This is a genomic window from Azorhizobium doebereinerae UFLA1-100 (assembly GCF_000473085.1).
GTDB classification, from domain to species: domain Bacteria; phylum Pseudomonadota; class Alphaproteobacteria; order Rhizobiales; family Xanthobacteraceae; genus Azorhizobium; species Azorhizobium doebereinerae.
The window spans coordinates 16,461-29,237 of record NZ_AXBA01000030.1 but is presented as its reverse complement, the minus strand read 5'-3'; the positions used below and the strand labels follow the sequence as shown (position 1 = coordinate 29,237).

At 66.4% G+C, this 12,777-nt stretch carries 11 protein-coding genes; 9 read left to right on the top strand and 2 right to left on the bottom strand.

Annotated elements, in window-relative coordinates; all coding sequences use genetic code 11:
- Positions 1-263: 263 nt before the first annotated feature.
- On the top strand, positions 264-527 hold the full coding sequence (locus tag YU1_RS0119610) for a type II toxin-antitoxin system Phd/YefM family antitoxin (RefSeq protein ID WP_029005539.1): 264 nt from the start codon (positions 264-266) through the stop codon (positions 525-527).
- The gene (locus YU1_RS0119605; protein WP_029005538.1) at positions 524-961 is read left to right on the top strand and encodes a hypothetical protein; all 438 of its coding nucleotides are present in this window, start codon (positions 524-526) and stop codon (positions 959-961) included. Before YU1_RS0119610 ends, YU1_RS0119605 begins: the two co-directional genes overlap by 4 nt.
- A gap of 34 nt (positions 962-995) precedes the next feature.
- Here YU1_RS0119605 and YU1_RS0119600 read toward each other — a convergent pair whose 3' ends face one another.
- Together YU1_RS0119600 and YU1_RS0119595 are read right to left on the bottom strand one after the other, a co-directional pair.
- On the bottom strand, positions 996-1,922 hold the full coding sequence (locus tag YU1_RS0119600; RefSeq protein WP_029005537.1) for a response regulator: 927 nt from the start codon (positions 1,920-1,922) through the stop codon (positions 996-998).
- Complete coding sequence (locus YU1_RS0119595; RefSeq protein WP_029005536.1) at positions 1,912-5,286, bottom strand: hybrid sensor histidine kinase/response regulator; 3,375 nt, start codon at positions 5,284-5,286, stop codon at positions 1,912-1,914. The genes YU1_RS0119600 and YU1_RS0119595 overlap by 11 nt, the downstream gene beginning before the upstream one ends.
- A 460-nt stretch (positions 5,287-5,746) precedes the next feature.
- On the opposite strand from YU1_RS0119595, the gene urtA reads away from it, so the two are divergent.
- From urtA to YU1_RS0119560, 7 genes are all read left to right on the top strand, one after another.
- Positions 5,747-7,027, top strand: coding sequence for an urea ABC transporter substrate-binding protein (urtA, locus tag YU1_RS0119590; RefSeq protein WP_084539990.1), 1,281 nt, complete (start codon positions 5,747-5,749; stop codon positions 7,025-7,027).
- Positions 7,028-7,361: 334 nt separating this feature from the next.
- Entirely contained in the window at positions 7,362-8,288 is a 927-nt protein-coding gene (urtB, locus tag YU1_RS0119585; protein WP_029005534.1) for an urea ABC transporter permease subunit UrtB, read from the top strand.
- A 10-nt stretch (positions 8,289-8,298) separates the two neighbouring features.
- Positions 8,299-9,423 carry an urea ABC transporter permease subunit UrtC gene (gene urtC / locus YU1_RS0119580; RefSeq protein WP_029005533.1) on the top strand — a complete coding sequence of 375 codons (1,125 nt, stop codon included), beginning with the start codon at positions 8,299-8,301 and terminating at the stop codon, positions 9,421-9,423.
- 10 nt (positions 9,424-9,433) lie between these two features.
- Positions 9,434-10,201, top strand: coding sequence for an urea ABC transporter ATP-binding protein UrtD (gene urtD, locus YU1_RS0119575; protein ID WP_029005532.1), 768 nt, complete (start codon positions 9,434-9,436; stop codon positions 10,199-10,201).
- 11 nt (positions 10,202-10,212) lie between these two features.
- Positions 10,213-10,902: an urea ABC transporter ATP-binding subunit UrtE gene (gene urtE / locus YU1_RS0119570; protein ID WP_029005531.1), complete on the top strand. Its 690-nt coding sequence runs from the start codon at positions 10,213-10,215 to the stop codon at positions 10,900-10,902.
- Between the two features lie 69 nt (positions 10,903-10,971).
- Entirely contained in the window at positions 10,972-12,201 is a 1,230-nt protein-coding gene (fmdA, locus tag YU1_RS0119565) for a formamidase (protein WP_029005530.1), read from the top strand.
- A gap of 222 nt (positions 12,202-12,423) precedes the next feature.
- Entirely contained in the window at positions 12,424-12,768 is a 345-nt protein-coding gene (locus tag YU1_RS0119560; protein WP_029005529.1) for an FmdB family zinc ribbon protein, read from the top strand.
- The last annotated feature ends 9 nt before the right edge of the window (positions 12,769-12,777 follow it).

Genomic DNA, 12,777 nt, shown 5'->3' with positions numbered 1-12,777 from the left:
TCCGCGCGCGCCCCGCACGCGCCGCCGGGACCGGCGGATCCAGAATAGGGGACGGCGGCGGTTTGTCCACGCGCGCGGCAGCGCGGCCGCAGCGGAACGAGGTTCAATGGATTGAATTACATGCCGTCTTTCGCGATCGCCGGATGCCGCGCGACAGTTCGCCAGTCGTGTGCGCCCGCGGAAGAAAGGCCCTTCCTCCCTTGCCAAGCCCCGGTCCGACTTGCCATATTCATAAGTAACGAAAGTTTCGAAAGATATATGATATGCGAGTCTCGTCCGCCGAGTTCATCAAGAATTACGGGGCGCTGACCGACAAGGCCTTGTCGGAGGCGGTCACCATCACCCGCAACGGCCGGGATCGGCTGGTGCTGCTCTCGGCGGAGGAATATGCCCGTCTCAAGCGCCGGGACCGTCATGCGGTCCGCGCCGGCGAGGTGAGCGAAGATGATCTGGCCCGGATCGCCGAGGCCGAAGTGCCCGCGGAATTCGCCCATCTCGATGCGGAGCTGGAAGACCGGAAGCCGTGAGCTTTCCGGAGCCGCAGCCGGGCCTGGTGATCCGGTATTCCTATCTGTGGGCCAGCGAGGCCGAGCAAGGCCGGGAGGAAGGGGTCAAGGATCGCCCCTGCGCGGTGATCCTGGTCACCCAGGATGCCGGCGGCAAACGCCGCGTCCTGGTCCTGCCCATCACCCATGCCGCGCCGGCTGATCCCGCCATGGCCGTGGAGATCCCGGCGGCGACCAAGGCCCGCCTCGGGCTGGACTTCGCACGATCCTGGATCGTGCTCACCGAACTGAATGATTTCATCTGGCCCGGGCCGGACCTGCGCCCCTTGGCGGGCGGGGATGCCGGCAGCGTGGCGTTCGGCATGCTGCCGCCGGGCTTCTTTCGCCTCGTCCGGGAGCGCTTTCTCGCCTTGGCACGGGCGCTGCGGGTCGAGCAGGTTCCGCGAACGGAATAGCTGGAGGCCGCCTGCGCGGCGTCCCCGCGCGCGCCTAGCGCGGCGAGAGGGCGCGGACCGCCATGGCGGCGGCGGCGCGGTTCTCCACGCCGATCTTGGCGTAGATCTGCTCCAGGTGCTTGTTCACCGTGCGCGGCGACAGGCCGAGGATCTCGGCGATGTCCCGGTTCGGCTTGCCGCGGGCGATCCACACCAGCACCTCGGCCTCGCGCTGGGTGACGTTGAGCGCCGCGCGCAGCAGGTCCTCGTCCTTCACGCGGACCTCGTCCATCACCCGCAGCAGCACCTCCTGCTCGCCGATCTGCCCCACATAGGACAGCTTCAGGCTGCGCACGCCCGCCGGGTCCGGCACCGCCACGCTCTCCGGCGGCGTGCCCGGGGCGGCGTGCAGGCGCCGCAGCCAGGCCAGCACCGGCGCCGGCAGCAGATAGCCCTCGCCGGGCAAAGCGGTGAACAGGCCGCCGATCAGCCTTGTGGCCTGCGGCGTGCTCCACAGCACCCGGCCGTCGAGGCTGGCGGACATGAGGAAGCGCCCGGCCGCGTCCAGCGCCACCTGGGCGCTCTGGGTCTGGCGGGCATTGGCGAGGTGCACCCGCATGCGGGCGATGATCTCGTTCGGCACCACCGGCTTAGTGACGTAATCGACGCCGCCGGCGTCGAGCCCCTTCACGATATGCTCGGTCTCCGACAGGCCGGTCATGAAGATCACCGGCACATGGGCCAGCGCCTTCAGCGTCTTCAGCCGCCGGCAGGTCTCGAAGCCGTCCATGCCGGGCATCATGGCATCCATCAGGATGACGTCCGGGGTGATCTGCTCCACCAGGGCGAGGGCGTTCGCCCCCTCCACCGCCACCAATACGGTGACGCCCGCCTCTTCCAGCGCATCGGTGAGGAGGCTCAGGGTTTCGGGACTGTCGTCCACGACGAGGACGATGTCGCGGCGTTTCGCGCTATGCATCATCGGAGCGCAGAGCCTCCAGCACGGCCATGTAGCGGTTGAGATCGAAGGTGCGCACGATGTCGCTCATCTCCCGGACGAAGGGCTCGTGCTCGGGGGATTCGGCGGCGAGCGACTGCAGCTTGGCCTGGATGCCGCGCACATAGCCGATCTGGCCGAGCTTCAGCAGCTCGTCCAGATGGCTCGGCGCCGGCGGCCGGACCGGCGCGGCGAGCGCCGCCGGCGCCTCGGGCGTGTCCGCCTGGAAGGTCCATTCCAGGCCGAGCTGCGCGCGGATCTTCTCCAGCAGCGCCCGCAGGTCCACCGGCTTGACGCAGGCATCGTCATGGTGGCGCGGATCGGCGGGGCGCTGGCCCATCTCGCCGGCATTGGCGGAGATCATGATGATGCGGGCAGCGGGCGCGACGCGGGTGCGCAGGGCGGCCGCCGCCTCCCAGCCGGTGAGCAGGGGCATGGAGACGTCCAGCAGCACGAGGTCGGGGTCGGTCTGCGCCGCCATCTCCAGGCAGCTCAAGCCGTCGGCGGCGGTGAAGACGATGAAGCCCAGCGGCCGCAGCATCTCGCACATCAGGTCGCGATGGGCGTCGTCATCGTCCGCCACCAGCACGGTGCGGGCCTGCCCCGCATAGCCGGAAATGCGCTGCTCCGGCGGGGCGGCGGCGTCGCGGCCCTCCACCTGGGAGAGCAGCAGGCGCACGCGGAACACGCTGCCCTTGTCCAGCTCGCTCTTCAGCGAGATGTCCCCGCCCATGATCTCGGTGAGCAGCTTGGTGATGGTGAGGCCGAGGCCGATGCCGATGGCGTTGAAGGCGCCGCCCCGCGTGCCGCGCTCGAACGGCTCGAAGATGCGCTCGCGCTCGCCTTCGGCGATGCCGATGCCGGTGTCCTCGATCTCGAACTCGGCCACCTGGTTGCGATAGCTCACCCGCAGGGCGACATGGCCCTTGGCGGTGAACTTGATGGCGTTGGACAGAAGGTTGATGAGGATCTGCCGCAGCCGCTTCTCGTCGGTGTGCACCACCACCGGCAGGCGGTCGGAGCGCTGGTGGATGAACGCCACCCCGCGCGCCTTGGCCTGGAGGCGGAACATGTCCACGATCTGGTCCAGCAATTCGCGGATGCGCACCTCGTCGCGATAGAGGTGCAGCCGCCCGGCCTCGATCTTGGAGATGTCCAGCAGCCCGTCGATGAGCCCCGACAGGTGCTCGGACGAGCGCCGCACCACGCGGATGGCGTCGCGCCGGTGGGCGGGGATGGAGGTGTCGCGCTCCAGCAATTGCGCATAGCCGAGGATGGCGTTGAGCGGCGTGCGCAATTCGTGGCTGATGCCCACCACGTAGCGGCTCTTGGCGAGGTTGGCGGCCTCCGCCACCTCTTTCGCCTTTTGCAGCTTGGCGTCGGTGCGCTTGTGGGCCTCGATCTCGCGCATCAGCAGGGTGGTCTGGCGCTGGCTCTCCTCCTGCGCCACCTGCCGGCTCTCCTGCGCCAGCACGAACAGCCAGGCCACCACGCCGACGATGATCATGAGCACGAAATAGAGCGTCCACAGCGTGGTGCGGATGGCCTCCCCATGGGCCGGGCTCTCGAACCGCGCGTGGAAATAGATGATGGCGAGGATGCCGCCGATCACCGAGGCCAATATGGCCTGGATGGCAAGATAGTGCCCCACCCGCGAATTGAGCCTGGCCACCACCCAGTCCGGCAACGCGGCGCCGAGCACGGCGAGGATCTGGTCTCCGGCGCGGGCCTCCACCTTGCAGCGGTCGTGGCAGCGGGCATCCAGCGAGCAGCACAGCGAGCAGATCGGCCCGGCATAGACCGGGCAGTGGGCCATGTCCTCCGGCTCGTATTTGTGCTCGCAGATGCAGCAGCGCACGATGCCCTTGCGCCACTCGGTCTTGGGCTTGCGGGCGGTGTAGTAGCGCCCCTTGGTGGCGAGGGCGATGGCCGGCGCCGTGAGGAAGGAGACGACCAGGGCGATGAAGGGCGCGAACGCCTGCGGCAGCGGGCCGAACACCCCGGCATAGGCGCTGACCGCCACCCCGGTGCCGGCCAGCACCGCGCCGACCCCCACCGGGTTGATGTCGTAGAGATGCGCCCGCTTGAACTCTATTGTGGGCGGGGAGAGGCCGAGCGGCTTGTTGACCACGAGGTCCGCCACCAGCGCCGCCACCCAGGCGATGGCGACGATGGCATAGATGCCCAGCGTCTCGTTCAGCACCCGGTAGATGCCCAGCTCCATGAGCAGCAAGGCGATGGTGACGTTGAACACCAGCCACACCACCCGGCCGGGGTGGGAATGGGTGAGGCGGGAGAAGAAGTTCGACCAGGCGATGGACCCCGCATAGGAGTTCGTCACATTGATCTTGAGCTGGGAGACGACGACGAACACCCCCATCAGCCACAGCGCCACCTCGTGCGAGGGGATCATGGCGCCGAAGGCGACGAGATACATCTGGGTCGGCTCGGCCGCCTTGTCGAGCGGCACGCCGCTCTCCAGCGCCAGATAGGCGAGGAAGGAGCCCACCAGCATCTTGACCGCGCCGGGGATGATCCAGCCGGGGCCGGCGGCCAGCATGCCGACCCACCATTTCACGTTCCGCCCGGCCTGCGCGCGCGGCAGGAAGCGCAGGAAATCCACCTGCTCGCCGATCTGCGCCACCAGGGCGAACACCACCGTGGCGGCGCCGCCGAAGGCCAGCAGGCTGAAGCCGCCGTCCTTGGGGCCGGCGAGGCCGGTGAAGGCGGTCCAGTGGCCGATCTCCGCGCCGCGATGGGCCACCAGCCAGAGCAGCGGGACGATGTGCAGCACCAGCCAGAGCGGCTGCGTCCAGGTCTGGAACCGGCTGATGAAGGTGATGCCGTGGGTGACGAGGGGCACCACCACCACCGCGCTCACCACATAGCCCACCGCCAGCGGCATCCCGAGGCACATCTCCAGCGCCAGCGCCAGGATCGCCGCCTCGATGGCGAAGAAGATGAAGGTGAAGGTGAAGGAGGCGTAGATCAGCGAGGTGACGGTGGAGCCGATATAGCCGAAGCCCGCCCCGCGCGTGAGCAGGTCGATGTCCACGCCGAACTTGGCGGCGTAATAGGAGATTGGCAGGCCGGTGAGGAAGATGATGAGGCTGACGACGAGGATGCCGGCGGCCGCGTTGGTGAAGCCGTAGCTGAGCGTGACCGCCCCGCCGATGGCCTCCAGCGCCAGGAAGGAGATGGCGCCGAGCGCGGTGTTGGCGACGCGGAAGGCCGACCAGCGCCGCGCGCTCTTGGCGGTGAAGCGCAGGGCATAGTCTTCCAGGGTCTCGTTGACGACCCATTGGTTGTACTGGCGTCGAACGCGGACGATACGCTGTTCCGCCGCCATGGACGTGCGCCCCGTCTCCGAAAAGGCTGAAGGGCCCCCTTGCTGCATCCGCTCCCTGCGATCTCTGGCATTTTTTATTTCGGAGGGACTTTACGGCCCTCCGGTTCGCTTCCACAAGCAATTTAGATCATGCAATTTTGGCGTGCATTGCGTGAACTTCCCCGCCGCCGGCATGTCTTTCCGGCTGGAGCGTGGAGGTGTTCCTCATGCTGTTCCGCGAACGCCCAATAACGCGCCATTCCCTGCCCACTCAATACGCTGTTTCCACTTCTCGCGCGCGCACGAAGCGGGCGGAGCTGAGGAAAACCCGACCTTGAGGGCAGGATAGCGCGGCTGTGTGCGGCGCATATACGTCAATCGACGTATTGCTGCACCGCCCACCTCCCGTGAAGCATGCATGGCATCGCAGGTTCGATCGTGAATCTGCTGGGGCCACGTAATTGCCGTGGAGGGAATGGGCATGTCTTCCAGTGACGAGCGTCAAGACAAGATGAGCGCCACGCGTCGCCACGTACTCAAGGGGCTGGCTGCCCTGCCGGTTGCTTCGGCTGTTCCCGCAACGACGCTGTTCTCGTCCGCCGCGCGCGCCGATGTTCCGGCCACGTCCGCCGTCAATACGACGGGACTTGCGGTGACGGACACGGAAGTCACGGTCGGCATCCTGCATTCCGTGACCGGCACAATGGCCATTTCCGAGACCGGCTCGGTGCAGGCGGAAAAGCTGGCCATCGACCAGATCAACGCCGCCGGCGGCATCCTCGGCCGCAAGATCAAGTACATCCAGGAGGACGGCGCCTCCGACTGGCCGACCTTCGCCGAGAAGGCCAAGAAGCTGCTGGTGCAGGACAAGTGCGCCTCGGTGTTCGGCTGCTGGACCTCCGCCTCGCGCAAGGCGGTGCTGCCGGTGTTCGAGCAGTATAACGGAATGCTGTACTATCCCACCTTTTACGAGGGCCTGGAGCAGTCCAAGAACGTCATCTACACCGGCCAGGAGGCGACCCAGCAGATTATCGCCGGCCTGAACTGGGTGGTGAAGGAGCGCGGCGCGCAGACCTTCTATCTGCTCGGCTCGGACTATATCTGGCCGCGCACCTCCAACAAGATCGCCCGCAAGCACATCGAGAATTTCCTCAAGCTGAAGGTGGTGGGCGAGGAATATTTCCCGCTGGGCCACACCCAGTTCAATTCGGCGATCAACAAGATCAAGCTGACCAAGCCGGACGTGATCTACGCCATCATCGTCGGCGGCTCCAACGTCGCCTTCTACAAGCAACTGAAGGCCGCCGGCATCGACCTCTCCAAGCAGACCCTGCTGACCATCTCGGTGACCGAGGACGAAATCCTGGGTATCGGCGGCGAGAATATCGCAGGCGCCTTCGCCTGCATGAAATACTTCCAGTCGCTCGACAACCCGAACAACAAGGCGTTCGTTGAGGCGTTCAAGAAGACCTATGGCGACAAGATCGTCATCGGCGACGTGACCCAGGCCGCCTATCTCGGGCCGTGGCTGTGGAAACTGACCGTGGAGAAGGCCGGCTCGTTCGACATCGACAAGGTGGCGGCGGCCTCGCCCGGGGTGGCCTTCGACAAGGCGCCGGAAGGCTATGTGCGCATCCACGAGAACCACCATCTCTGGAGCAAGACCCGCGTCGGCAAGGCGCGCGCTGACGGCCAGTATGACGTGGTGTTCGAGACCTCCGAACTGGTCGAGCCCGATCCGTTCCCCAAGGGCTACCAGTGAGCGGGTGCAGCAAGTGATCCGCTGCTCATAGGGCGCGGCGTAAAGCCCTCTCCCGCTTGCGGGGGAGCACTAGCCGCCCGGTACGACGCGCTCCCTCCCCCCTTGCGGGGGAGGGCAGGGGAGGGGGGNAACGCCCTCTCCGCTTTCGCGAGTTTCGGGGGCTTTCTCCTCTGCCCGCGCGCCGGACGGAACTGTCATACCCCCCTCCCTAGCCCTCCCCCGCAAGGGGGGAGGGGATCTGTCAGGCGGGTGGTGAGGGCGTGCCCGCACGCGTCCGCATCGCAAGCCGAACACCTGACGCCGGCCACCTGAAACGGACACCGAGGCACATCGCATGTTCATGGGATACTCGCTCGGCGAGCTCGGCTCGATCTTCGCCATGCAGGCCTTCGCCGGCCTGATCCTGTTCTCGGTCTTCGTGCTGATGTCGCTCGGCCTCGCCATCATCTTCGGCCAGATGGGCGTGATCAACATGGCGCACGGCGAGTTCATGATCCTCGGCGCCTACATGACCTATCTGACCTCGCAACTGTTCCAGGCCTATCTGCCGAGCCTGAACGGCATCTATTTCTTCGTCGCCATGGCGGTCGCCTTCGTGGTCTCCGGCGCGCTGGGCATGCTGGTGGAGTGGAGCATGATCCGCTTCCTCTACAAGCGCCCGCTGGACACGCTGCTGGCCACCTGGGGCCTCTCGCTCATCATGCAGCAGGCATTCCGCTCCATCTTCGGCGCGCGCGAGGTGGGCGTCGAGCTGCCCGACTGGATGATGGGCTCGCTGCCGGTCACCGACACGATCGAGGTGCAGATCAACGGCCTGTTCGTCATGGGCCTCACCACCTTGATCGCCGCCGCCGTCTACCTGCTGATGTTCCGCTCGCGCTGGGGCCTTCAGGTGCGCGCGGTGGTGCAGAACCGCACCATGGCCGGGGCCGTGGGCATCTCCACCGAGCGCATCGACCGCTACACCTTCGGCCTCGGCTGCGGCATCGCCGGCATCGCCGGATCGGCCTTCACCATGATCGGCTCCACCGGGCCGACGGCGGGCCAGCTCTACATCGTCGATACCTTCCTGGTGGTGGTGTTCGGCGGCGCGGCCTCCCTCGCCGGCACCATCGCCTCCGCCTTCACCATCTCGCAGGCGCAGTCGACCATGGAATTCTTCATGTCCGGCTCCATGGCCAAGGTGCTCACCCTGCTGGTGGTGGTCGGCATCCTGATGCTGCGGCCCGAAGGCCTGTTCGTCCTCAAGGTCCGTCGCTGAGGAGCCGCTCATGACCCCCGCATTCACGCTCCGCGCCAAGGATCTCATCGGCGTCGTCATCCTCGCCCTGCTGCTGGCGGTGGTGCTGCCGCTGGTGCTCGATCCGTTCCGGCTCAACATGGTGGGCAAGTATCTCACCTATGCCTTCGTCGCCGTCGGCCTGGTGCTGTGCTGGGGCAATGCCGGCATCCTGTCGCTGGGCCAGGGCGTGTTCTTCGGCCTGGGCGGCTACTGCATGGCCATGTACCTGAAGCTCCAGGCCTCCACCCCCGAGGCGACCAAGATCCAGTCCACGCCGGGCATTCCGGACTTCATGGACTGGAACCAGATCACCCAGCTGCCCTTCTTCTGGGTGCCGTTCAAGTCGCTGGGCTTCTCGCTGCTGGCGGTCGTGCTGGTGCCGGCGCTGTTCGCCTTGGTGCTGGCCTTCGCGTTGTTCAAGCGGCGGGTGGGCGGGGTCTATTTCGCCATCATCACCCAGGCGCTGGCGGCGATCATGACCATCCTCATCGTCGGCCAGCAGGGCTATACCGGCGGCATCAACGGCATCACCGATCTGCGCACCCTGCAAGGCTGGGACATCCGCACCGACAGCGCCAAGTTCATCCTCTATTTCGTTAATGTGACGCTGCTCATCGGCGCCATCCTGCTCTGCCAGTTCGTCCGCCGCTCCAAGCTCGGCCGCATCCTCGTCGCCATGCGCGACAAGGAGGACCGGGTGCGCTTCTCCGGCTATGACGTGGCGAGCTTCAAGATCTTCGTCTTCTGCTTCGCCGCCGCGCTGGCCGGGGTCGGCGGGGCCATGTTCACGCTCCAGGTGGGCTTCATGTCGCCCTCCTTCGTCGGCATCACGCCCTCCATCGAGATGGTGATCTACACCGCCGTTGGCGGGCGCCTGTCGCTGCTCGGCGCGGTCTACGGCACGCTGCTGGTGAACTGGGCCAAGACCTCCTTCTCCGAGAGCTTCCCGGAGCTGTGGCTGTTCGGCCTGGGCGGCCTGTTCATCGCTGTGGTGCTGCTGTTCCCCAACGGTCTGGCCGGCCTCTACCGCTCTTATGTGGAGCCGCGCCTCGGCGCCCTGTTCGGCCGCAAGCGCCCGGCCGCCCCCGACGCCACGCCCGCCCCCGCCGAGTGAGGACGCACCGATGAACGCGACCCCCATTTCCGACCAGATGGCGCCCGATTTCCTGCTCGCGGTGGAGGGGCTCACCGTCTCCTTCGACGGCTTCAAGGCGGTGGACGACCTCTCCTTCTACGTGGATGAGAACGAGATCCGCGTCATCATCGGCCCCAACGGCGCCGGCAAGACCACGGTGCTCGACCTCATCTGCGGGCGCACCCGGGCGACCTCGGGCTCGGTGAAGTTCAAGAACACCGAGCTGACGAAGCTGAAGGAATACGAGATCGTCCGCGCCGGGGTGGGGCGCAAGTTCCAGAACCCGTCCATCTATGACGACCTCACCGTGTTCGAGAACCTGGAAATCTCCTACCCCAGGGGGCGCGGCGTCGTCGGCGCTCTGGCCTTCAAGCGCGACAGGGCGGTGAAGGAGCGGGTGGAGGAGGTGGCGCAGACCATCTTCCTCGCCGACCTGCTCGACCAGCGGGCGGAGTTCCTCAGCCACGGCCAGAAGCAGTGGCTGGAGATCGGCATGCTGCTGATCCAGGACCCCGAATTGCTGATGCTGGACGAGCCGGTGGCGGGCATGAGCGTCGCCGAGCGCAAGAAGACCGCCGAGCTGCTGAACCGGATCATCAAGGACCGCTCGGTGATCGTCATCGAGCACGACATGAAGTTCGTCGAGGACATCGCCCACAAGGTCACCGTGCTGCACCAGGGCAAGATCCTCTCCGAGGGCACCATGGCCAAGGTGCAGGCGGACCCCAAGGTCATCGAAGTCTATCTGGGACACTGAGGAGACGTAACATGCTGAACGTCGAGAACCTCGTCGTCTCCTATGGCCAGAGCGAAGTGCTCCACGGCCTCAACTTCTCCGTCGCGCCGAACGAGATCGTCGCCATCATGGGCCGCAACGGCATGGGCAAGACCACGCTCATGAAGTCGCTCATGGGCGTGGTGCCGACGCGCTCCGGCAAGGTGTCGCTGGCGGATGGCGAGATCACCGCGCTCAAGAGCTTCCAGCGGGTGGAAAAGGGCATCGCCTATGTGCCGCAGGGCCGCATGATCTTCTCCACCATGTCGGTGGAGGAGAATATCGAGACCGGCCTCGTCGCCCATGGCGACAGCAAGGTCCCCGGCGACATCTACGAGCTGTTCCCGGTGCTGCTGGAGATGAAGAAAAGGCGCGGCGGCAACCCGTCCGGCGGCCAGCAGCAGCAATTGGCCATCGCCCGCGCGCTCGCCACCCGGCCCAAGGTGCTGCTGCTGGACGAGCCGACCGAGGGCATCCAGCCCTCCATCATCCGCGACATGGCCCGCACGCTGAAGCGCATCCGCGATGAGCGCGGGCTCTCCATCGTGGTGTCCGAGCAGGTGCTCTCCTTCGCCCTCGACATCGCCGACCGGGTGCTGGTGCTGGAGAATGGCGAGATCGTCCACGAGGACCTGCGCGCCGACATCGACGAGGCCAAGGTCTCGAAATTCCTCTCGGTCTGACCCCGCGGGCGCCGCGCGCGCCGGCATCCCCGTCCTTCTTCCCTGCGTCCCAAGGAAACGGAGCCAAAGATGACAGATACCCTCATCAAGGTGGATCTCGGCCAGTCCGCCTATGACAACGACATGGTGCACAACCGCTGGCACCCGGACATTCCCATGGTGGCCTGGGTGAAGCCGGGCGACGATTTCATCGTCGAGACCTATGACTGGACCGGCGGCTTCATCAAGAACAACGACAGCGCCGACGACGTGCGCGACATCGACCTGTCCATCGTCCACTTCCTCTCCGGCCCCATCGGGGTGAAGGGCGCGGAGCCGGGCGACCTGCTGGTTGTTGATCTCCTGGACATCGGCGCCATGCCGGACAGCCAGTGGGGCTTCAACGGCTTCTTCTCCAAGCAGAATGGCGGCGGATTCCTGACCGACCATTTCCCCCAGGCGCAAAAATCCATCTGGGATTTCAAGGGCATGTTCACCTCGTCCCGGCACATTCCGGGCGTGAACTTCGCCGGCCTCATCCACCCCGGCCTGATCGGCTGCCTGCCCGATCCCAAGCTGCTGGAGACCTGGAACAAGCGCGAAATCGACTTCATCGCCACGGATCCCGGCCGCGTGCCCGGCCTTGCCAACCCGCCGTTCGGCCCCACCGCCCACATGGGCCGCCTCTCCGGCGAGGCCCGCGACAAGGCGGCGGCGGAAGGCGCGCGCACGGTGCCGCCGCGCGAGCATGGCGGCAATTGCGACATCAAGGACCTGTCGCGCGGCTCGAAGATCTATTTCCCGGTCTATGTGGACGGCGGCGGCCTCTCCATGGGCGACCTGCACTTCTCGCAGGGCGATGGCGAGATCACCTTCTGCGGCGCCATCGAGATGGCCGGCTGGGTGCATCTGAAGGTGGATGTGCTGAAGGGCGGCATGGCGAAGTACGGGATCAAGAACCCCATCTTCAAGCCCTCGCCGATCACGCCCAACTACAAGGACTACCTCATCTTCGAGGGCATCTCGGTGGACGAGGCGGGCAAGCAGCACTATCTCGACGTCCACGTCGCCTATCGCCAGGCCTGCCTCAACGCCATCGAATATCTGAAGAAGTTCGGCTATTCCGGGGCCCAGGCCTATTCCATCCTCGGCACCGCGCCGGTGCAGGGGCACATCTCGGGTGTGGTGGACGTGCCGAACGCCTGCGCCACGCTGTGGCTGCCCACCGAGATCTTCGACTTCGACATCAACCCGAGCGCCGCCGGGCCGACCAAGTTCCTCGACGGCTCCATCGACATGCCGCTGTCGCCGGATCTGTGAGGCGAAACTGATCGCACGATCATGAGCGGCCGCGGGGTTTCGCGGCCGCTCCATCATGGTCATGCCGGGCCGGGCCATGCCGGCCCGTGACGATGACGGCCCATGACGATGGCGGCCCGTGACGATGCCGGCCGGCGGACCGTTCCAGCGGTCCCGCCGGCGGCTCGATAGGTGGCCGGTCGATGGCCCGATTGAGGACCCAGGTCCGGGGAGGATATGCGAATGCCGGTCTATGATTATATGTGCGAGGACTGCGGGCCGTTCACGCAGATGCACCCCATGAGTGCCTGCGCCGAAGCCCAGCCCTGCCCGGATTGCGCCGGCCTTTCGCCGCGCGCCTTCCTCTCCGTGCCGTACCTCGCCGGCATGGACAGCGCCCGCCGCACCGCCTTCGCCACCAATGAGCGCAGCGCCAACGCGCCCATGAGCACCGGCGAATATGCCGCGAAGACGCACGGCGCCGGCTGCGGCTGCTGCGGCGGGGCCAAGATGAAGAGCCGCACCCGGACCGCCGCCGGCGGCGCCAAGAGCTTTCCCAGCGCCCGGCCGTGGATGATCAGCCATTGAGGACGCGCG

Bases quoted from the DNA above. Each gene is read 5' to 3' on its own strand.
- YU1_RS0119610 (WP_029005539.1), top strand. From the start codon at position 264: ATGCGAGTCTCGTCCGCCGAGTTCATCAAGAATTACGGGGCGCTGACC.
- YU1_RS0119600 (WP_029005537.1), bottom strand. From the start codon at position 1,922: ATGATGCATAGCGCGAAACGCCGCGACATCGTCCTCGTCGTGGACGAC.
- YU1_RS0119595 (WP_029005536.1), bottom strand. From the start codon at position 5,286: ATGGCGGCGGAACAGCGTATCGTCCGCGTTCGACGCCAGTACAACCAA.
- urtA (WP_084539990.1), top strand. From the start codon at position 5,747: ATGTCTTCCAGTGACGAGCGTCAAGACAAGATGAGCGCCACGCGTCGC.
- urtB (WP_029005534.1), top strand. From the start codon at position 7,362: ATGTTCATGGGATACTCGCTCGGCGAGCTCGGCTCGATCTTCGCCATG.
- urtC (WP_029005533.1), top strand. From the start codon at position 8,299: ATGACCCCCGCATTCACGCTCCGCGCCAAGGATCTCATCGGCGTCGTC.
- urtD (WP_029005532.1), top strand. From the start codon at position 9,434: ATGAACGCGACCCCCATTTCCGACCAGATGGCGCCCGATTTCCTGCTC.
- urtE (WP_029005531.1), top strand. From the start codon at position 10,213: ATGCTGAACGTCGAGAACCTCGTCGTCTCCTATGGCCAGAGCGAAGTG.
- fmdA (WP_029005530.1), top strand. From the start codon at position 10,972: ATGACAGATACCCTCATCAAGGTGGATCTCGGCCAGTCCGCCTATGAC.
- YU1_RS0119560 (WP_029005529.1), top strand. From the start codon at position 12,424: ATGCCGGTCTATGATTATATGTGCGAGGACTGCGGGCCGTTCACGCAG.